Raw genomic sequence first — 21,981 nt, 5'->3', positions numbered from 1 at the left:
ATTTCGCCAGCGCGTGATAATGCATTCTACGATTCAATAATCGATAACAAAGCCATTCTTGTTCAGCAATTTGAACTTTTTTGAACCAAAATGACGATTGTTCGTCAAAAAAAAGGAAATGGCCTTTGGTTCAATGAACCCAAGACCACTTCCTTGATCTATGCGTTGACTATAAAACAATACAGCTTTCCTTAACTGCCCAGAATTCCGGGACGAGGAGTAACACCAAACGCTTGTGCCAGTGTGGTCAGCTGCTCATCCGTAATTCTCTGCCGGATCTCGTGACCGGCAACCAGCATAAACACCTGGGCTGCCTTCTCAATCGTCTCAATCAGACCAAATGCCTCGTCAATCGTTGTTCCTGTTCCAAAGATGCCATGTTGCGGCCAGATGACCGCGTGGTATTCTTTCATTTTCTCAGCCGTTTCGCGACCAATCTCGTTCGATCCAGGAATCATCCATGGAATAATGCCGATCCCATCCGGGAATACAACCACACACTCCGTGCACATCTGCCACAGCGTTTTCGTGAATTTTGCTTCATCCAATTCGTGGATAAACGTCATAGCCAATACATGAGTGGCATGGTTGTGCATGACAACCCGGTGGTTCGGGTCCAATTTCAAACGTTCGATATGGCTCATGAAATGTGTAGGCAACTCACTTGTTGGATTCGCCCCGGACTTCAATCCCCAGAGTACTTCCAGCTCCTGTCCATCCTGCGATACACGCAGCAACCCTAGATTACTCTCCGGATCAGCGAGTACATTTTTGAAATATTTGCCCGATGCGGTCACGATAAAATACTTGCCTGCCAGCTCATGCACCGAAAATGCCGGTTTGATCTTGCGAATCACATGATGGATATCGATATATTGGGCAACTTCCTCTTCCTCCAGCAGATAGCTGACATTACCGCCATTACGCTCATCCCAGCCATTTTTCCACATATGTTGTGTAATCTCAGCCATCTCACGGACAAATGGGATATGGAAACCTGCAGCCTGCGTTGTTTCATTGCTAAGGGTCACGTTCATGATCAATCTCTCCTTATATTGAAAATCAAATGGCTTGCCACGTACATAGTAAGTTCCTTATTTCACATTCATTATACCTTTGTTTATCTTTGATAGTCAATAACAAACACAGAAATATACTTTTGATTGTTTTTGTTTAGTTTTGTTTATTTGAAAATAAAACAAAAAAATACCCCGCCGGCGCCCGGCGGGGTCAGTCACACATCTATTTAACACGAGAAGGGGTTTACAAGACTTATCTTACCTCTGCTACCTTAATAGAAGCTGAAAGCGAAATAAAAAAAGCATGAAAACATATATTCCCTTCGGACAGAAGATTCAGTTCCTCCTTTTCATTCAGTACATATATCTCTCTGTCCAAACGCTTTCGTCAATTCTAACATATGCTATTCTAGCTTTTCTCAGGAAAAGACATTCATAAAAAAAAGGAGATGAACCTATGGCAGTCCTTTCTACAGGCCCGATCGAGAACAACCTCTCCGGTGGCAGCAGACCTACACAACAAGTCACTATCAAAATGGTCAACACCGATTCCATCAATACGTCCAATGTACTCATTGAAGGTTATTTCCTGAATGGAACGAGGACCTTATATGTGCTGCAATCCGTTAATCTGACCCCCGGGCAAGTCTTCTCTCAAACCTACTATGCCAACCTAGATGGATACGAATATGTATTCACAACAGGTGGAGGCGCAGCTGCATCAACTGAAATTTCAGTGTGGGGAAAAGACAGCACTGGGCAAATCGTCACCGCACATCGTATTGTTTCGAATGAACTAACTCTATAAAAAAAGGGGAGGAAATCAGATGGCCACAATCTCATCCGGGCCCATTGAGAACAATCTGGTATCCGGATCAAGACTCACCCAATCGGTTACTGTCAAGATTGATAACGAAGATCCAGTCAACGCCTCAACTGTTCTTATCGAAGGATATGTGCTAAACGGAACGCGGACCTTGTATGTACTGGAATCCATCTCGCTTGCGCCCAATGAAGTCTTCACCAAGAGTTATTATGCAGACTTGGATGGCTTCGAATTTATTTTCACTACCAGTGGCTTGGCGGAGAGCTTAACCGACGTTTCCATGTGGGGCAAAAATGCCACAGGACAATTGGTCGCTGCCCATCGACTGGTAACTTCTGAATTGCTGGGTGCCGAAGGTGGCACTCCCGACTTCGAGTGGGGACAGACGATCTACTGGGCTGACTCCAGCGCTCCAGGACCAGGTACCGGATCACCCTTTGATCCATTCAACTCCCTACAGGCTGCTATCGACGCAGCCACGAACAGCCCTCTTGCGGTTACTTTTGGCATGAGAGCCCGGTTGATTATTCTTATTGCCGGCAATTCATCCTTCAATGAAGACATTGTTATTCCTCCTGCAAGACATGTGCAAATTCTGGGAATTGGCCCTTGGCAACTCGGAAATTCGGATCTGGCCAACTTCGCTTCTTCCATTCCCCGGAATGTCACGATCCAGACAAGTCAGGCTGCAGAAGATGTCTATCTGGTTCAAGGACCTGCATTTGATGCTCGTCCTGTTACGGTTATAGGAACGTTTAATGACGGCACGTCCGTCAGTACGCATACCAACTACACGGACGGCGCCATTATAAGCGGTGACGTCACTTTTCAGAACGTGGCTGTGGGTGACCCGTTCACGACCATTGAATTTCAACTGCTCAATGCCAGAGTCGTAGGAAATATTGTACAATCGGGTCATATGGGTAATCTGAATGCATACCTGTATCACAGTCGCATCAACACCATGGTTCATAACGGTTTGAATATTCAAAGGATGGTAGATAGTACTTCAGACAGCACCATTAATGTAAGAGGATACTCACACATTACCAATTCCACGATCAGTGGCAATGTGACCGTCACACTCGCCTTAAGTGATGTCCCTCCAACAGGCATATTTAGTAGTCAGTTTGCTACGATCACCTGGACAGGACCTTTAACGCTGGATGCCGCCTCCAACTATTATTTTGTTAACAGCGGATCTATACTTGTGGGAACCAAAACCGTATTATTCAGTATCGCCTAACACGCAATCCCTGTCCTTCATTGGTCGGGGGTTTCTTATTTTCGCAGCACATATGATGGATGCATCTTTCCTGTTGGTTCATAACGTTCATCACCTGTATACTCAAATCCCAGCTTGATCAAGATGTGACGTGACACTTCATTATCCGGATGATGCCCGGCAAACAGTGCCTTCACATTCATTTTGTCAAAGGCATAACCAATTACCGCCCGCGCCGCTTCCTGGGCATACCCTTTGCCCCAGTGATCCCGGGTTAGATGGAATCCCAGTTCATACATATCCTCTTCTGAAGAATACGGACGCAGGCCACAACAGCCCACAAACACCTCGGACTCTTTCTCAAAAAGGGGCCAATATTGCACACCCGCTTCCTTCTGCCTTTGAATCTCCTGTGTTAATCTCGCTTCTACTTCATCCTCGCTCAGAAATCCCTTGCTGCTAATCCATTTGGCAACCTCATGATCGCCCCACAATGCAAACGCCAGCGCACGATCTCCTTCGTTCCAAGTCGCACATTCCAACCGTTCCGTTTCAAATAAGATTGTTCTATTCATCATCCACTAACCTCCTGTATGCCAACACCAATCTGCGTGCAGCTTATACCTTAAATTAATCGAATGACCGTCAGGATAAACAACATTTATAATCTGTGTACATGTTCATCCCTTGTAATAACACTTATAATTGCTTAGCCAATTTCTCAAATTGATTGATGTGAGGCTTGATCTCTTTCTCTACACTTTTTATAAAAGAGCTGAATTGCTTGGAAATATACTCTTCTCCAACACCAATATGTTTATATACTTTTCCCTTTTTATATGTAAATGAGAATATATAACCACTCTTCAAATCATTCCAAATGTCTCCGGCATACCCTAAGATTTCAAATCTCAATTTCGAATCTTTGTAAAGAAACGAATATGGCGGATCATATTCCCCATTTCGTACATCATAGCCTGCAATCCACTGATCTTTTGCAAATGTCCCTGTTTGGATTCGCGATTCCAGCATATATCCAGTCAAAGCTATTTCGTTAACATGAAGTTTACCTTTACCATCTTTCTTGTCATTCTTCCAGTTCCCATCATACTTGGACTCTGTAATACTGTCCTCTCCGCGTGTTATAACTTTATATACGCCGTGTCCCGAACGTTTTCCCTGTGCCCAGCTTCCTTTGTAGGTTTTGGTTTTCCCCCAGGTCATGGTTCCATTCCCGTGAGGTTTTCCATTTTTGGTCTCTCCATAATATGTAGCCCCATTGCCATACTCCAGAGTAGTCTTTTCATTCGCCGCCTGAGCAACATGTGGTGACAGGATTGCAGACAATCCTAAGGTTATCCCCAAAATACAGATGAACATCTTTCTAAACATCAAATCTCCCTTTCTCTCGCTGTATAAGAAATTCATTCTTATAACAACCTATTAATCAAATAATAAGACTCTAGTATAATATCACTTTCAATCCAGAAGGTTCCACATAAAAAAAAGAAAAACCCCTGCCGACAAGATGTCCGACAGAGGCCGTTCCAATTCAGTTCACACCAATTACAAATCTGCTACGGCGAATTGAATTGTTCCGGAAGCTGCGCCTCCAAGGTTAGCTAACAAGGCAAACACCAGAACTCCACCTGAAGAAATGGTAAGGCTGCTGTTTACAGGAACAACGTAAGTGACTACTGGTGCATTAACACGTGTGATCACGAGAGATACCGGAAAAGGTCCAAAGTTGTTCACTGTAGCGCTGGCATTTGTGCCTCCAGCCAAATTTTCGTAGTAGGACTTGCCTACTCCGGCAGGAAGGTTGTAATTTTGTATCGGTAAAAGGATGGCCATTGAAATCACCTCCTTTTTGCTTTGATACGGTATTCTATGCTTGAAATCTATTAAAGCAACGGTGAATTACCAGGGTCATAATGTCCAATTTTGATAGACTTCATAGATTGATAGACGAATGTACGCAAAAAAGCCCCACCGGACCATCCGGTGGAGCCAATTAAGCTTACTTTAGTTTAATTACGCATACAGCATGAAAAAGTTCAGTTCATGGCCCTGCTGCTTGAGATAGTTATACAGCTGCGAACGGTGATGGAATACATGCGTTACGGTTTCAATCTGCCATTGAACCTGCAAGTGACCATGTTCCATATAAAAAGCTTTTGTTGAACGATTCAAAAAGTCGTCTTCGCTCAATCCTTTGATATAAGCTTTGTAGGATTCGAAATTGCTCCATAATGTTGCTTCAAGCTTCTCGATATCCTCAATCCCCGACAGGCTATTCTCCACCAGCCCAACCTCAGCTTCACCTTTTTCCTGCATAATGGCAAGATCCGATGCCGTGATTTGGATAAAGTGATGCACTAGCTCCACCAATGAACGCATATTCTCCTGTGGACGATACGACCAATCCTCCGAACGGATCAAGCGAATTAACGAAGCCCCCGTCCGTACGCCTGTTTCCAATTCATTTAACAAGTGATCCCGAATCTGCAATGTTCCATTCATATATGATGTCTCCCTTATCTTTTATTCTCACGACTTCAGTATAACCGAAGGTGCTGCAGATCTATTGTACAAATCGGACAACATTCTGCCATGCTCCCTGGCTGCCGTCAACGGAGTCTCTCCATAAAACTTGCGAAATTGCCGAATTAGATGGGCTTGGTCAAAAAATCCATGATTCTGGGCAAGCATTGCCCAGTCTGCCGTGTCCCCTTGATGAATATCACTCAACACACGATGAAAACGAACCACCTCACTGAATCGTTTGGGACTGATTCCGACCCACTCCGAGAACTTGCGATGCAGCTGCCGCTCACTGATCACTTCACGCATCGCCAGCTCTTGGACACTCATACGTCCCCCATCCATAAAGATGCGGTGCAGCACGTTTTTCATCACATTGTTCTCCGATGTGCTTGCCTGCACGGTAAACGGACTCAAGTACGCATTCATAACCTCTACTCGCTCTGCAAAATGATTCGTTTCGGCCATCCGTTCCTGAAGCCCGTTCAGCTTCTCCGGCCAACATTCCTGAAGTGCAATTCGCTTATCCGTAAACCACTCCAGAGGCATGCCATGGAAGACATGCGCTCCACCCGGGAAGAACCGGACACCAAAGGTGTAGTCTCCAGCAGGGGAGCCATCATCGGCTGGCTCAGGTACAGCGAACGGATGTGTATAATTGCCACAGTAAGCATAGGAGTGCTTTGAACAGACCGGGTCGTATGTAATTAGCATGTCCGTGCAACCATCCGGTAATACCCGGGCAGGTACCGTCATCATCGATCGCTCTGGACCTTCTCTCTTAGCAACATCCGCATGTCTGTTCGGAAGAGATCCTGATTCCCAATAACAGGCCACATAAGCCATCAGACCAGCAGCAGGTACTTTCTCAACATAATAACTGTTAGGGTACGTTCCATTCATCTGAATAGGCTTAAACAACGGGTGCAAACTGTGATCCACAATTCCATCCTCCGGTCACTAGAGTTGGTTACACATTATGTATTCATCTATCATACCATCAACCGCAGAAATGAAGAAAAAAAAGTGCCCTACCGGAGGACAATCCGATAGGGCCAGTCACACATCTATTTAACACGAGAAGGGGTTTACAAGACTTATCTTACCTTCCCAACCTTAATGGAAACTGAAATTGGGATGAAAAGAACATCAATTTTTCTTATAGTGCGTGTTCAAAAAGACCGTTTTTGACAACCTCTTAAAGTGTCTTGATCAGTATGGACGCAATTAACACGGATGCTGTTGTGACCGTTGTGAATCCACCTACCAGCATTGGCGTTAAAATCTCATCGAGGATGGCTTTGCGTTCATTTTCATCACGTCCAACTGAACGGCTTACTTCCTCACAGATAATGTAGTCCCCCGGAAAACCGAATAGTGCAGTCAGTGCCACAGGCAGACCTTTGAGCGGGTCCCATTTGAACAGCTTGGAGCCAACAAATCCACCGATCAGCACCCCAATCACACCGATTGCGATAATGAACAACACTGGAATAATGGAACTAACCACCGCATCGAAAGTGATCGACTCCATACTTGTCATAACGACTACGATCAGACCTATCATGGCAATTCCCGATGTACTTGCTTTATCCAGAATACGAGATGGGAACAGTCCGATCAGATGTCCGAGGACCCCCAGCAACAGAGCCCAGATACTGTAGCTAAGTCCGGTTACATTACCTAGATAAATGGAGAGACTACCCATAATGAACAAGAGCAACAGCAGAATAGGTGCGGTCTGGAATCGCTGTGGAAGGAATGTTTTGGCATTCGCTTCTTTAATGTTCACATGGCCTTCCCCTGCAACCTTGTTCTCAAAAGCGCCCTGCTTCTGCAGTTTCAGCGCATATCTGCGCAACATATTGGTTGCAATCGGCATCCCCACGAGGGAATGAATACCCAGAATAACAGCCGGAATTGTAATCAGATGACCCAGATTCATCTCCTGCAACTTCGTGGTTGTGATCAGATATGAGATAATGCCACCGACAACCGGACTTGATCCCGCAACAGCCGTAGGATAACCATAGAACGGTGATACGATTAACAGGATAAGACCTGTCGCCGTGAGTGATGCGAACAATGAGATCAGTATAGCTTTATATTGGGAACGTATTAATTTCAGCGGTATTAATGTCCCCATGTGTACAATCAGCGGAGCCACCATGAGAGCCCCGAACGCCGTCAGAGCAGAGCTGGATACCACTCCTTTAGGAAATAACCCCGCCCAGTTCAGCAGCAAATATCCGATCAGAATAACAAGCAAGGAAGGAATTCGCGCTTTGGACCAGATCGAAACCAGTTCCCCTATAGCTAAAATAACAAGCAATACTGTGGCGATATATATCGGTTGACTAAACATGGTGACTTCTCCCCATTCTCTATGTTGTCAGTGCAGTTCAGTACACGTAGAACCATCGTTCTTATTTCAAGCGTTCACCTGATAAATAGACCTGTTCGATATTCTCTGTGTTTTCGAGCAGTCCAATATCCGTCAACGGATTCACATTCAGTACCAGCAGATCAGCAGCTTTGCCAGGTTCAATCGTACCGATCTCCGCTTCCATCTGCATCGCTCTCGCCGCATCTCTTGTTGCGGCTACAATCGCTTCCATCGGCGTAAATCCAACATCTTCAACAAGCAATCGAAGTTCTAGTGCATTCCCGCCATGCTCAACAGGTGCACATGTGCAGAAGTCTGTCCCTACTGCAATGGTTACGCCTGCCTTACGCGCGATAATCATGTTCTCAATATGCTCCTGATATACACTTTTGGCTTTGCGGATGCCAAATTCGGGAACACCGTATTTATGCCCTTCTTTGATGATCCGATGTACAATGGCCAGCGTTGGAACCAGAACCGCCTTTTGATCCAGCATCATGCCAATGCCTTCTTCATCAATGTAGATCCCGTGTTCAATGGTGCGTACGCCCGCTTCCAACGCATTTTTGATCCCCTGTACACCTTGCGCATGTGCAGCCACATAAGACTGTACCGCTTCCGCTTCATACACGATCGCCTTCAGCTCATCCATGCGGAATTGCGACCAGCGAGGGTCATCTTTCTCCGAAAGTACCCCGCCTGTGGAGCACACTTTAATGAAATCCGCCCCTTCACGGAACTGCGTGCGTGTTGCCTTAATGACTTCCGGAACCCCGTCACACACGGTGAAGATATTCAGTTCCGTTGGAATCATATGGATATCTGCATGTCCACCCGTCTGAGAGAGCATATGACGGGAAGTTTTAATCCGCGGCCCCTTCACCACACCTTCCTTGATCAGATCGCGAATGTATACAGCAACATGGCTACCGACATCCCTGACGGTTGTGAATCCTGCGTTGATCAGCTTCGGCAGATCCTGAAGTGCTCTCCCCATCTGGAGTTCATTGGCCTCCAGCGCCACCGCAGCCATATTTAGATTTTTGGCCCCGTGTACATGGACATGGGCATCGATTAATCCGGGCATCACCGTTTTGCCTGTTACATCAACAAGCTCGGCATGTTCCGGAATTGGAACGGTTGCTTTTGCACCCGCAGCTATGAATTTCCCGTTCTCAACCAGGACCACACTATCGGAAACAGGCTCTCCACCTTGTCCATCAATCAACAATGCACCTACAAAAGCAGTAATTTGACTCATCTGTACTCCACCTCATTTTCAGACTTGGTTGTAAGTTCAACTAAAGAATATTTACACTGACCACTCCGATGACAGAATAACCTTCCGATCGCTGTTATCCCCAGATTTTTTTTAATTCCCTTCTCCAAAGGGAAAATCCGGGGATAAAGGCGAACGCTTTGCTTCTTCACGTTATTTCTGTCCTCTCCGTTCTCGTGTAAAAAGTTAAGTTGAACTTAAATATTACGTATATCTGTTCGATTTACAGCTCTACTGTTGTACTACGATGAAATTGTATCGTGTTAAAGTTAATGACATTATATAAGTTGCAAATGTATAATGTCATTGTTGATAGCAACAGCATTCTAATATTAATTATGGTGATATACACAATACAAAATATAAATCACACAGCATAGTGAAGATCATGTTATATATGTAAGCATTCTGCCATGTGAACACAAAAGGAGTACGTTTGCTATGATTCATGAAGCGGTTCGCTCATTTATGGTTCAAGTCTTTGGGTCTGTTCCGTACGGAATTTGGATCAAGGATGAATATGATTTCCAGTGGAATAACTGGCTACGTGAAGGAGAGTTACCTGAATATACAGATCAAGAACAGATTGAGTCATCCTGGAAGATTCTCAGGTACACGTTTGTTTTTTTGTCTAACATCAACATTCGTGTGGTTATCGATACCCAGAAACAACTTACCCTGCTACAGAGTGAACGTCTGGAGTCTTTGATTCGGGAAGGACTGCTGAAGCAACAGATTGAGAAGGAACGTGCACACAATGATCGATGGTTGACCGGACTGCGGGAGCTGACCTGTTCCCTGGAGCTGAACGATTTGTTACTCAAAATCATGGAGAATGCGCTCCATGTCATCCCCTCCCTTTCCTGCGGACTGTTCATGATGGTTGATCCGGACTCTGGCAAGATGATTCCTAGAGCCAAAGTCGGTTTTCAGGATAGCGTGTATCAATATCAGGGCGAGCTGGATGAGGGCATTACGGGAAAAGTATACGAGGAAGGCATTGGCCGAATGTATAGCACACCGGATGATGCCTTTAAAGATATGGGCAATGTTAGTCAGGAGAATGCGGATATCATTGTAAGTTCACTGCCTGACGGTATTATGGCAAAAGGACTTATCGCCGTTCCCGTGACAATGAATACTCACAAAATCGGTGTAATGCTGGTATACCAATTTGAACAAAACAGACGATTTGCCCCACATGATCTGAATGTAATGCAGGGATTTGCGGATCAGGCAGCCATTGCCATCTCCAACGCCACCATGTATTCAGAACTGCTGGAGACGAACCGATATCTCGTTAGCCGCAATGAAATTCATAATCAATTCACGGCACTTTCCATTGAACATGTGAGCCTCGGACATATCATTGAGACGGTTGGGTCGATGCTGAAACTTCCCACCTATTATGTGGACATGGCGAGAAATGACTGGTACCCGCTCATCCCGGAAAGTGTCTTGCTAAGTGAGCTCGATATCTATACCGCTCTGGACAGTCAGTTTAACCCCATCACCTTGTCCGGTGGAACGGATCATAGCGATTATTACCTCTATCCCATTGTGAACGGATCTCTGGTGCTTGGCTGTTTTGCCATCCAATTAGATCATCCGTTAGGTCAGTTGGATCATGTGATTTTGGAACAAGGCGGAGCTATTGTGATGCTGGAGATGGTGAATACCTACTCACTCACCGAGATGTCCTATCGGAAAAACCATGATTTCTTCAGCGATCTCGTGCAATATAGAGAACCACAGCAGTTGGAGGCACGACTTTCCAGCTTTCAGTTGCCAGCCCATCAGTCCTTGTTCGTCGCTCAATTGCAGCTCTATGGGGAACATCCCGACATGAAAACAACTGAAAATTGGGTGCGCAAGTTGATCGGATTTATCGAAAAGGAGCTGGGCACCCGCGAACATCTATTGTTCAGTGCACATCACAAAATTACGATTCTGGCTGCGGCATCCGAGCCCAAGGTCAGACACTGGATCATCAGCAGGCTGGAAACGGCTGTGGAGAAATGGACCACCTCTAAGACTCCTGCCCTATCTATCGGCATCGGTGGACTGTATCAAGGGCTTGAGTATGTGTCCAAAAGCAATGACGAGGCTACACGCTCGTTGTCCTTTCTGCTGAAACAAAACAAAGCGGGCCTGATGCTCTACGAAGAAATCGGGATCAATCGCTTGTTTCTGAACCAGGAACCTTCCGATATCGAGAACTACATTCACGAAATTCTGTCCCCTCTTCAACAGCAAAAATCAGGAGAGCTTGAACTCACACTCAAAACCTACATTGCCGCGAATCGATCTGTGCAAGCCACAGCCGAACGTCTGCATATTCATACCAATACGTTGTACCTGCGCCTGCGCAAAATAGAGGAGATTCTAGGTGTTGATCTGAACGATTCCGAGGGTTGGATGAAGGTGTATCTGGCATGTCATTTAAGTGAAGTGTACTCTGTTGCTCCTACCGCAAGTGGAGCACTAAAATTGTAACTCCATCAATTCAGTCCGTGCAGTTTGCGAAAACGCTCTGGACTCATGCCTGTATGCCTTTTGAACATCGCACAGAAATAACTGGCATTCTCGTAACCCACCCGATCAGCCACTTCATATATTCGAAGCTCTCTCTCACTGAACATGAGTTGTTTGCTCCGATTGATCCGTTCTTGGTTCACGTAAAATACAGGTCTGGTGTGGAGTGCCCTCTGAAACAGCCTGCACAAATATTGGGGAGATACCACAGCCACATCGGCCAGTTCCTTCAGCGACAGTGAACGATCCAGATGCTCTGCGATATAACGCAGCACAGGCTTCAAGCGCTCCAGTTCATCATTATAATTGGCGGATGCGATGAGCAGTGGCTTCAGATCCAGCAGCAGGGCATATAATTGTTTGGAGCATTCCACGTCGTAATCTGCGTAATCCGTATCACCGCCATTCTCTCCTCTAACCAGAAGTTGCTCCAGGCCACGTAGCAGCGTTGCTGTCCTGAGTCTGCATACGCGTGAACCGGTTATCCCCGCATAAGATAATAACTGGCTAGCCTCTCTCCCCTGAAACGAGACCCAAGCCAGTTCCCAACGGTCACTGATGGGCATATATCGATGCGGAACATCGGGATACAGAAAGAAAACGTCACCCGGTCCGACGATATACTCGTCCTCTTGTATAATCAGTCTCCCCTGACCATGAATAATCTGGTGGATCTGATAATCCGGGAATCCCTCTGGACGCTCAGTTTCATATTGGTGTTCCCAGTAACCAACCGTGGTCATATAGATCGGCAGGCGAGCAGCTTCTTCTGTTTTACCAAAAAAAATCCGGGTATCCATCCAGTACACCACTTTCTTCATCGTTAGTTTCATATTGTGATATATATGGGCAATATTCTTTATTCTCTAAGTATCAATTCAATTCTATAATGACAATATTATAACATTTCAGAAGGAGTTGCTGTTATGCGAAAGAAACTGGTACACACCCCTCCGGCAAATGGATACCCGGAATGGAACAATAATCCCGAGACTTTTCAAGTAAACCGTCTACCCGCACATGCTTCTATGGTAGCGTTTCCATCTATAACAGAAGCATTGTCCAATGATTCCAGCGCATCGCCATGGTACGAATCACTGAATGGTCAGTGGAAGTTTGCCTTTGCGGAGACACCGGAGCAACGGATTACATCCTTTTATGAGAACAACTATGATGCCAGTGACTGGGACGAGATCGCCGTTCCTTCCAACTGGCAGCTGCAAGGTTACGATTATCCCCACTATACAAATATGACGTACCCGTGGGTCGAGCGTGAGCCTGAATTGAAGCCACCATTTGCACCAACAACCTATAATCCGGTGGGTTCGTACATCCGCACGTTTACGGTTCCTACTGACTGGAAAGACCGGCCTGTCCTGCTGCACTTCGAGGGCGTTGAATCTGCCTTTTATGTATGGGTGAACGGGGAGCTGGTCGGTTATAGCGAAGATACGTTCACGCCCGCAGAATTTGATATCACTCCATATCTGACCGAAGGTGAGAACAAGCTGGCTGTGGAGGTATACCGTTGGTGTGATGCGAGCTGGCTGGAGAATCAGGATTTCTGGCGGTTAAGCGGCATCTTCCGTGGTGTATACCTGCATTCACCTTCACCGGTTCAGATCGCCGATTTCTTTGTTCGTACTGAACTGGATGACGCGTATCAGGATGCGGAGCTACTGCTGGATTTGAAATTAATTAATCATAATGCCGCGCAGACCCCTGCCGAATTGTCCGTTCAGGCGCAGCTCTATGATGCACAACAGCAGACAGTGCTGAAGCAACCACTTACTGCAGCCGTTACTTTCCAGGGCGAGGATGAACTTTCATTCCAGTTGTCAGCAGAGGTTATGAAGCCGCTACTATGGAGCGCTGAGTCCCCTAACCTGTATACACTTGTGCTGTCCATTCAGGACGAATCAGGCGAAACACTGGAAGCAGTCCGTAGCCGGATCGGATTCCGTAAGTTTGAACTGAAGGACGGCCTGATGCAAATCAATGGCAAACGCATTGTATTTAAAGGCGTCAATCGTCATGAATTTTCCCCGGATAAGGGTCGAGCCATTGGACGGGAAGACATGATCCGTGACATCGAGTTGATGAAGTCCTATAACGTTAACGCGGTGCGTACATCCCATTATCCGAATCAGTCACTCTGGTACGAACTGTGTGATGAATATGGCCTCTATGTCATTGACGAAACGAATCTGGAGACTCACGGCACCTGGGAATATGGGCAAAAGGAAATGAATGAAAACAATATTCCCGCGAGCAAACCGGAATGGCGTAATAACGTAATAGATCGCTGTAACTCGATGTTCCAGCGGGACAAAAACCATGCGTCCGTTATCATCTGGTCCCTTGGCAATGAATCCTTCGGCGGCGATAACTTCATTGCCATGTACGATTATCTGAAGCAGGTCGATCCAACACGACTCGTTCATTATGAAGGTACCTACCATTATCGCCCTTCCGATTCGGCAAGTGATATTGAATCAACGATGTATATCAGCCCACAAGATGTGGAGCAATACGCGCGCATGAAGGGACCGAAGAAACCTTATATTATCTGCGAATACAGCCATGCCATGGGTAATTCTTGTGGAGGTCTGCATCTGTATTGGGATTTGTTCGATAAATATGATGTGTTGCAGGGTGCATTCATCTGGGACTGGGTTGATCAGTCCATTCGTACCACTACGGCAGACGGTGTAGAATATTTTGCTTATGGTGGCGATTTCGGTGAATCTCCTCATGATGGCAATTTCTGCGGGAACGGATTGATTCTGGCGGATAAGACGGTTACACCGAAGCTGGAAGAAGTGAAGAAATGTTATCAGAACGTTCGTATGGAAACCGTTGATGTAAAAGACGGCCTGCTGCGCATCAAAAACCAGTTCCTGTTCACGGATCTGAGCGAATATTCGCTCGTATGGACAGTAACTCACGATGGCAAATCTGTAGAGAACGGTACATTGGATATCGCGGTACCTCCTGGCGAATCGGTTGAAGTCCGAATCCCTTATACGCCATCTTCCGATCTGTTCCAGGAAGCGGTGCTGACTGTATCTCTGGTTACCAAAGTGGCAACCAAATGGGCAGGAGTAGGTCATGAGATTGCCTGGGATCAGTTCGTGGTATCTCCGAGATTGCGTCCAATCCAACCGATACGTCAAGGACAAGACAATGCGCCGCAGGTGCAGGATCTGCAAGATGAATTGAAAGTGACTACAGGCCAAGTCACGTTGAGCTTCAATCCAGCCACTGGCGCGTTAACATCCTATCAGATTAACAATCAGGAGCAATTGCTCGCACCTGTCCGGCCGAATTTTTGGAGAGCCATGACAGACAATGATATGGGGAACCGCCTGAATGAGCGTTCTGCCTTCTGGAGAGATGCTCACGCTACCAGCAGATTAATTCGCTTTGAGCACCATGCAGACGAACAAGGTATTCTTGTAACGACCGATTATACGTGGGATCAACATCCGGGATGTACGCTGTCCATCACATACCGAATTGATGCGGATGGTGTATTGGAAATCAGTCAAACCCTTATTCCAGGCGTAGGCTTACCTGATCTACCGGAATTTGGTATGCTGCTACAACTGAATAACCGCTTGGATACAATCTCTTGGTACGGCAGAGGCCCGCATGATAATTATGCAGACCGTCTGACCAGTGCACGTCTCGGTTATTACACAGGTGCGGTTCGAGATCAATTTGTTCCATATCTGAAGCCACAAGAGTGTGGTAACAAAACGGATGTACGCTTTGCAGAAATTACGTCAGCAGATGGTCAGCTTGGCCTTCATGTTGAAGCCACTATACCCTTTGAAATTAATGCGTTGCCGTGGACACCGGAAGAACTGGAAGCAAACGACCATGTGTACAAATTACCTCAGAGCACACAGACTGTCGCCCGCATCAATTACAAACAAATGGGTGTTGGCGGAGATGACAGCTGGAGCGCACGTACCCATGTCGAATACACCTTGCCAGCCAACCGCGCGTATCACTTCACCTTTACAGTAAGACCTGTATAACATCAAGCAAGCACTGCTGGCAGCATGCCGGCAGTGCTTTTTTTGTTGGGGCAGTGAGTAGTGGGAGTTTGAACTTTGTCATGGGAACATTATAATGAATGAGGTGCAAGAAAGATTTGTACCAGCTATTACTCTATTACGAGGTGAGAATTTGCAATATCTGTTTACCACTCTCTTCATTTTTGGCTTTATCGCTTTTTTGGGATTTGTTGTTGGGATGATCTTGTCTATTCGCAAAGGTAATAGGTTGCCGATCAGATTTATTTTTCTGACAACGGCCTGTTTTGCGATTGCTTCAATAGGCTTGTATGGGATGCTGACTTTATCTTCGAACTCTACTCAGTCTGAAATAGATCAGACCCCTTCATCCCAGATTAAACTTTCTGGCCTCCACATGACTACCGAAGAATTTAAAAACAAGTTTAATGGCGCCGTAGGCAAATACCGACTGAATGGGTTGAGTATTACCCGCTTGAATATACAAGACTCTTCCGAGCAGGGCACTGACACTTTCGAGTATGTATTCAATGACGAGTTGCGTTTGGTTGGTGCAGTGAATGCAGATGAGAGCATACAGGAAGTCAGGTTGTACGCAACTGGTGATACGAGCGAACCAACAGGTGGAATTTTTCTAACTGCTATCGCTACACTCATTCTCACAACTAATAGTGAGTACACGTATAACGATGCACAAGATGTCATCCAGGATATCGGTCTATTGGGTCGTGATGTGAATCAGTCTGATTTTAATGGAGCGACAGTTCGAAATGGATTGGAATATCGCTTCAGCGTACAGGATTCTGAGCACTCTACTTTTGAAATAACTGTTGCGAGATAAGATGCGATTGTGCAAAAAGGCCGCTCCATGAAGGAACGGCCTATCGTGTGATATGTACTTTTTTTGGATAATTCAGTAGTCACAGTCTCTGATCTAACATTTTCCTATTTTATTGATTAGTAAGTCAAAAAATTAAAGTGATCACTATACAAAAAAGTGATACTGGGTACAGTATCCATTTACTGATCTTATCTTTGTAAGTGACAATCCAACAAACAATGCCTATCCAGGTGATTAATAGTTGCCATAAGTCCAATGATGAACACCTCCCGCATGCGAGAGTTACTCAAAAGTTACAATCTCGCTTTGATTGTTCCAACTCATTTTAAAGGTAATTGGATCTTTCGTTTTCTCCGTCTCAGTAGCCGTTCCCGACATACTGAATGGTACCCCTTGTTCTTCAAGCGCTTTCCCCTGTTGTTCTATATTATTGCCGGTAAGGTCAAACACAAAATCCTTTATACGCTTTTCATCACCTATATAAGTAATACTATAGCTCCCTGTTGATCTCTGTAGAGAAACATCCCAGTTATCGCTCTTTCCGTGTAACCTATCATCGGCATCACAAGCTGACAAAATAGCTAAAAGTAATATAGTACAAAGAATCAATGGCAATTTAAATAATTTCATAAAATCCCTCCTTTTAGGAATATACCCAAAAATGTGAGTTATGATATTTGCTAATCATCCCTGATATCTAATCTATATAAGTTGAACTAAAGTTATTTACACAGACACTACGATGACAGAATAACCTTCCAATCGCTGTTATCCCCATATTTTTTTGATTCCTTTTCCGAAGGGGAAAATCCGTGGATAAAGGCGAACGCTTTGCTTTTTCAGGTTTTTTCTGTCCTCTCCGTTATCGTGTAAATGATTAGTTCAATTTATATAGTTTAATGTGTCTTACCTTTGATATGATTAACGATTTTCTGAGCATCGTATTTAACCCATCCCAACAGTGCTGAACCCCGAGATGTTTGCCAAGGTAGCCCTAAAAAGTACAGTCCAGCAACCGGTGATACGCCTCTCTTGTGTATAATTACACCTTGGGCATCAATAGCAGTATTGATATCGATCCAACTATCGTTTCGCTTAAACCCAGTCGCCCAGATAATATTGTCTATTCGTGTCTCACTACCATCCTCATATAGGATGCGGTCATCTATTGCATTAATGGCACGTGGGCGCAGGTTAACTTTTCCCTGGGTCATCAATTCTTTTAACTCATAGCCATATACGTACTCAGGCTGATTTCTCAACCATTTTCCAACCATACGATCTGCACTTGCACGTAATATTCCGAGCTTTTCAAAATACCAGAATATACTTCGTTTATTAATATGCAAAGGCCTAAAGGTAATATTTCGAGCTATGGATATGTATACGGTTTGTTGTTCATCTGATGTCAACTCTACGGCGATTTGGGCACCTGAATTCCCTCCGCCTACAACTACTGTTGTTCCAGGAAGCAATTGAGAGATATTTTTATATTCTGATGAGTGAAGCTGAATCACATGCTCGGATAATGCTTTCGCAAAATGAGGAACATTTTTGGTCTGGAAAGGCCCCGTGGCAACGATAATATTGCGCGCTTCAATCGTTCCATCATTGGTTTCAGCATAGTACACCTCATCTTGCTTCGAGAGACGGGAGATTTCACAGTTTAACTTTATTGGAAGCTCCATTTGTTTAGCATAGTTTTCAAAATAATCTGCAATTTCATCTTTGCTTGGCAGGCTATTTTCATTTCCACTAAGAGGCATTCCCGGTAACCCATCATACATTCGTGGGGTAAAAAGATGTAAGGAATCGTACCGTTTACGCCAAGATTCCCCGACAAGTGAGGCAGCGTCAACGATTAAAAAGGTTAACCCTGACTGCTGAAGATAGTAACCTGTTGCCAAGCCTGCTTGCCCAGCACCGATAACCAATACATCGTACATATGTATCATCCCCAATATCGTTTTATGAATTAATATATGAGCACTTGTTCATGTGTTTATTTTACTTAACAACTATTTGTTTAGCAATAGAAGAAAACATCACTACTTCCTTTTACAAGATCAGCCATTAAAAAGACTCCCTCACGGGAGCCTTTTAATCATTTCAGTGCAAGTTTCTTATAACTTCTCATGTATGCTACGTGCTAAGTACGATAGGTTGGTTGAATTCTACCTGGTGTATCTATCGATGTCATCGTTCGCAGACTGATGCTCTCTTCTATGGTAATCTTCATGCTGCCGAACGTCATTCTTTAACTTTGCTAAGAATCCCCACCCCATAAAGGCAAGTATAAGCACAGTAATCAGTGCATAAGCAAAGCTATATAGATTCATAAAGAAGTTGATAAAAATTGCAGCGAGCATCAAGCCCAGAATCCATAATGTCCACTTTGTACCCTTTCTCAAATCATTTCCTCCTCAAGTCGTTACTGATAAGCTCTCTATGTATCACAGTACATACGAAATCATCGAAGCAAAGTTTTAGTCTTAGAGCTTCCTATTCAAAGCACTATATCTAATTTAAATATTCAAAAATTTTAATAAATGATCTCCAGTATTTTATAAACTTAAATAAATATCATGTAGAATCTCATTGATCTCCTTCCTCTTTGTATTTTCGTTCCTAAATATTTTGGACCACACTGTATCTTTAAACTTATGTAACAAAAGATTAATTATCCCTGTGAAAAATATAGATATAAAGACTGATAATACTAATAAAAGCATAAAAACCACTTTCCATAAAGTTGATCCTAAAAAAATATACTTATATATTATAGGAATTAAATGGTTCCAGAGCGGCAAAATGAATGCTACTACTATACTAGGTGCTAGTAGTGGTGGATATTTTCTTAAACTAAGTTCATTGATCCGATCTATAAGGTATTCAATTTTTTGTTTTTCATATAATTTATTTCGTTTCAAGTAGCCCACTAAGAGTCCATGTTGCTTCTCTTTGTATTCTTGATTTTTCCAGCCTTCCATTGGATCGAGAAATATTTGATAATTATTATTTAAAATTTTGGTAATTTTAGATTCTTGGAATTTTGTTACACATATAATAGCCACAAAAACAACTATAAAAGGTATAAATAACCAATAATGGATATTACTACTTATCATTTTGTGAATTAGACCAATAATCATTAAAACTGCTGTAATCACATAAGCAAGCCCAATTAAAGAAATCAAACGACGAAGATACGGTATGTACTTGTAAACCAATCCATAATCTGAAACATTCTCTTCGTAATAGCTTATTAAATTTTTGATAATCATATAATCTCCACGTCAATTTAGCATATTTTGTATTCCTTATATAGGACAAACTTAAAAGTAAAGCACTAAAAAAGATTTTCAGGTTATTGAGACACTTATGTAAAACTATATCATTCTATAAGAATATTATTGCATTATTACAATAAACCACCATGCCTTAATGAGTTCATTAAGACATGGTGGTTATATTCTTTATATTCTTTATATTCTTTATAATTTGTAACAGTGACTGCTTCACAAATTCTTGTCACATCGTAACGAGAATTCACTCTGCCAGGCACATGATGTAATAAAGGTTTTTACACCTTTATTACATCATGCCGCCCATTCCACCCATACCGCCCATATCAGGCATTCCGCCACCAGCACCTGCTGGTTCTGGTTTGTCAGCGATAACTGCTTCAGTAGTCAAGAACATTGCTGCTACGGAAGCAGCGTTTTGCAATGCATAACGAGTTACTTTCGCAGGGTCAACGATACCAGCTTCGATCATGTTAACCCACTCGCCAGTTGCAGCGTTGAAGCCTACGCCAGTTTGTTCTTTTTTCAGACGTTCCACGATTACGGAACCTTCTTCGCCAGCGTTAGCTGCGATTGTACGGATTGGTGCTTCCAGAGCACGCAGGACGATGTTTACGCCTGTTTGCTCGTCACCGGACAGAGCTACAGCCGCAACCGCGCTATATACGTTCATGAGCGCTGTACCACCACCGGATACGATACCTTCTTCAACCGCAGCGCGAGTTGCGTTCAGGGCATCTTCGATGCGAAGTTTGCGTTCTTTCAATTCTGTTTCAGTAGCCGCACCAACTTTGATTACTGCTACACCGCCGGACAATTTAGCCAGACGCTCTTGCAGTTTCTCTTTGTCGAACTCGGAAGTTGTTTCTTCCAATTGTGTACGGATTTGGCTAACACGTGCATCGATATCGGATTTGTTACCAGCACCGTCAACGATGATTGTGTTTTCTTTAGTTACGCGGATTTGACGAGCTGTACCCAGTTGTTCCACAACAGCGGATTTCAGGTCCAGACCCAGTTCTTCCGTGATCAATTGGCCACCAGTGAGGGCAGCGATGTCTTGCAGCATGGCTTTACGACGGTCACCGAATCCCGGAGCTTTAACAGCTACAGCATTGAATGTACCACGCAATTTGTTCACAACCAGCATAGCCAGTGCTTCGCCTTCGATATCTTCAGCGATCAATACCAGCGGTTTGCCTTGTTGAACGATTTTCTCAAGCAATGGCAAGATGTCTTGCGTGCTGGAGATTTTTTTGTCTGTGATCAAGATGTACGGATTGTCCAAAACAGCTTCCATTTTGTCCGTATCAGTGATCATGTAAGGAGAGATGTATCCACGGTCGAATTGCATACCTTCAACCACTTCAAGCTCTGTAGCGAATCCTTTGGATTCTTCTACAGTGATAACGCCATCTTTACCCACTTTTTCCATAGCTTCAGCGATCAGTTCGCCTACTTCTTCGTCAGCTGCAGAGATTGCTGCAACTTGTGCGATGGATTGTTTGGAATCAATTGGTTTGGAGATGGATTGCAATTCAGCAACCGCAGCTTTAACCGCTTTGTCGATCCCTTTACGGATACCGATTGGGCTAGCGCCTGCAGTTACGTTTTTCAGACCTTCTGTGATCAGCGCTTGCGCCAATACAGTTGCTGTTGTAGTACCGTCACCGGCAACATCGTTGGTTTTTGTTGCTACTTCTTTAACCAGTTGTGCACCCATGTTCTCGAATGCATCTTCCAGTTCGATTTCTTTAGCAATGGTTACACCATCGTTAGTGATGAGCGGGCTTCCGAATTTTTTCTCCAGAACCACGTTGCGGCCTTTAGGACCGAGTGTTACTTTTACTGCATTAGCCAATGCGTCCACACCACGAAGCATGGAGCGACGAGCGTCTTCACTGAATTTAATGTCTTTAGCCATGTTAAGAAAACCTCCCTAGTTTTTGTTGGAAAATGATAGTGCTATATGGTTCGG

19 protein-coding genes are annotated in these 21,981 nt (G+C 44.3%); 5 read left to right on the top strand and 14 right to left on the bottom strand.

The features are described 5' to 3' along the window. Window positions 1-191: 191 nt before the first annotated feature. Window positions 192-1,037, bottom strand: coding sequence for a rhamnulose-1-phosphate aldolase (gene rhaD / locus MKY95_RS07010; protein ID WP_339197694.1), 846 nt, complete (start codon window positions 1,035-1,037; stop codon window positions 192-194). Between the two features lie 439 nt (window positions 1,038-1,476). Here rhaD and MKY95_RS07005 point away from each other — a divergent pair, with 439 nt between their 5' ends. After that, window positions 1,477-1,827 (top strand): hypothetical protein, encoded by a 351-nt coding sequence (locus MKY95_RS07005; RefSeq protein ID WP_036668998.1) that lies wholly within the window; start codon window positions 1,477-1,479, stop codon window positions 1,825-1,827. 19 nt (window positions 1,828-1,846) lie between these two features. Then, window positions 1,847-3,091 (top strand): hypothetical protein, encoded by a 1,245-nt coding sequence (locus tag MKY95_RS07000; protein ID WP_076319090.1) that lies wholly within the window; start codon window positions 1,847-1,849, stop codon window positions 3,089-3,091. A 35-nt stretch (window positions 3,092-3,126) separates the two neighbouring features. Here the strand turns inward: MKY95_RS07000 and MKY95_RS06995 are convergent, their stop codons facing one another. The 7 genes from MKY95_RS06995 to MKY95_RS06965 all read right to left on the bottom strand — a co-directional run bounded on the left by MKY95_RS06995 (window position 3,127) and on the right by MKY95_RS06965 (window position 9,261). Next, on the bottom strand, window positions 3,127-3,648 hold the full coding sequence (locus MKY95_RS06995) for a GNAT family N-acetyltransferase (protein WP_081745950.1): 522 nt from the start codon (window positions 3,646-3,648) through the stop codon (window positions 3,127-3,129). A 121-nt stretch (window positions 3,649-3,769) separates the two neighbouring features. Further along, window positions 3,770-4,462 (bottom strand): hypothetical protein, encoded by a 693-nt coding sequence (locus MKY95_RS06990; RefSeq protein WP_036668996.1) that lies wholly within the window; start codon window positions 4,460-4,462, stop codon window positions 3,770-3,772. Between the two features lie 174 nt (window positions 4,463-4,636). Further along, window positions 4,637-4,924 carry a hypothetical protein gene (locus MKY95_RS06985; RefSeq protein WP_036668993.1) on the bottom strand — a complete coding sequence of 96 codons (288 nt, stop codon included), beginning with the start codon at window positions 4,922-4,924 and terminating at the stop codon, window positions 4,637-4,639. Between the two features lie 180 nt (window positions 4,925-5,104). Then, complete coding sequence (locus tag MKY95_RS06980; RefSeq protein ID WP_036668991.1) at window positions 5,105-5,593, bottom strand: DinB family protein; 489 nt, start codon at window positions 5,591-5,593, stop codon at window positions 5,105-5,107. Between the two features lie 27 nt (window positions 5,594-5,620). Further along, complete coding sequence (locus MKY95_RS06975; protein WP_076319089.1) at window positions 5,621-6,556, bottom strand: helix-turn-helix domain-containing protein; 936 nt, start codon at window positions 6,554-6,556, stop codon at window positions 5,621-5,623. Window positions 6,557-6,812: 256 nt separating this feature from the next. After that, entirely contained in the window at window positions 6,813-7,979 is a 1,167-nt protein-coding gene (locus MKY95_RS06970) for a hypothetical protein (RefSeq protein WP_036668987.1), read from the bottom strand. A gap of 61 nt (window positions 7,980-8,040) precedes the next feature. Continuing rightward, the gene (locus MKY95_RS06965) at window positions 8,041-9,261 is read right to left on the bottom strand and encodes an amidohydrolase family protein (protein WP_076319088.1); all 1,221 of its coding nucleotides are present in this window, start codon (window positions 9,259-9,261) and stop codon (window positions 8,041-8,043) included. A 459-nt stretch (window positions 9,262-9,720) separates the two neighbouring features. Between MKY95_RS06965 and MKY95_RS06960 the strand changes: the two genes are divergently transcribed. Further along, window positions 9,721-11,775 carry a helix-turn-helix domain-containing protein gene (locus MKY95_RS06960; RefSeq protein WP_076251489.1) on the top strand — a complete coding sequence of 685 codons (2,055 nt, stop codon included), beginning with the start codon at window positions 9,721-9,723 and terminating at the stop codon, window positions 11,773-11,775. Between the two features lie 5 nt (window positions 11,776-11,780). Here MKY95_RS06960 and MKY95_RS06955 read toward each other — a convergent pair whose 3' ends face one another. After that, window positions 11,781-12,647, bottom strand: a complete 867-nt coding sequence (locus tag MKY95_RS06955) for an AraC family transcriptional regulator (protein WP_240768260.1) — start codon at window positions 12,645-12,647, stop codon at window positions 11,781-11,783. Between the two features lie 93 nt (window positions 12,648-12,740). Here MKY95_RS06955 and MKY95_RS06950 point away from each other — a divergent pair, with 93 nt between their 5' ends. After that, window positions 12,741-15,860 (top strand): glycoside hydrolase family 2 TIM barrel-domain containing protein, encoded by a 3,120-nt coding sequence (locus MKY95_RS06950; protein WP_339197687.1) that lies wholly within the window; start codon window positions 12,741-12,743, stop codon window positions 15,858-15,860. 247 nt (window positions 15,861-16,107) lie between these two features. Beyond that, on the top strand, window positions 16,108-16,698 hold the full coding sequence (locus MKY95_RS06945) for a hypothetical protein (RefSeq protein WP_143781083.1): 591 nt from the start codon (window positions 16,108-16,110) through the stop codon (window positions 16,696-16,698). A gap of 282 nt (window positions 16,699-16,980) precedes the next feature. Here MKY95_RS06945 and MKY95_RS06940 read toward each other — a convergent pair whose 3' ends face one another. From MKY95_RS06940 to groL, 5 genes are all read right to left on the bottom strand, one after another. Beyond that, the gene (locus MKY95_RS06940; RefSeq protein ID WP_076251481.1) at window positions 16,981-17,328 is read right to left on the bottom strand and encodes a hypothetical protein; all 348 of its coding nucleotides are present in this window, start codon (window positions 17,326-17,328) and stop codon (window positions 16,981-16,983) included. Between the two features lie 266 nt (window positions 17,329-17,594). Then, the gene (locus tag MKY95_RS06935; RefSeq protein WP_076251479.1) at window positions 17,595-18,653 is read right to left on the bottom strand and encodes an NAD(P)/FAD-dependent oxidoreductase; all 1,059 of its coding nucleotides are present in this window, start codon (window positions 18,651-18,653) and stop codon (window positions 17,595-17,597) included. 219 nt (window positions 18,654-18,872) lie between these two features. Continuing rightward, window positions 18,873-19,109: a hypothetical protein gene (locus MKY95_RS06930; RefSeq protein ID WP_017690072.1), complete on the bottom strand. Its 237-nt coding sequence runs from the start codon at window positions 19,107-19,109 to the stop codon at window positions 18,873-18,875. A gap of 153 nt (window positions 19,110-19,262) precedes the next feature. Next, window positions 19,263-19,982 (bottom strand): hypothetical protein, encoded by a 720-nt coding sequence (locus MKY95_RS06925; protein WP_076251477.1) that lies wholly within the window; start codon window positions 19,980-19,982, stop codon window positions 19,263-19,265. A gap of 310 nt (window positions 19,983-20,292) precedes the next feature. After that, entirely contained in the window at window positions 20,293-21,927 is a 1,635-nt protein-coding gene (gene groL, locus MKY95_RS06920) for a chaperonin GroEL (protein ID WP_017690076.1), read from the bottom strand. Window positions 21,928-21,981: the final 54 nt, after the last annotated feature.

Origin of the sequence: Paenibacillus sp. FSL P4-0176, assembly GCF_037975265.1 — a bacterium.
In the GTDB taxonomy this organism is placed as follows: domain Bacteria; phylum Bacillota; class Bacilli; order Paenibacillales; family Paenibacillaceae; genus Paenibacillus; species Paenibacillus amylolyticus.
The sequence above is the reverse complement of the archived record's forward strand: the minus strand, read 5'-3'. Positions and strand labels throughout refer to the sequence as shown.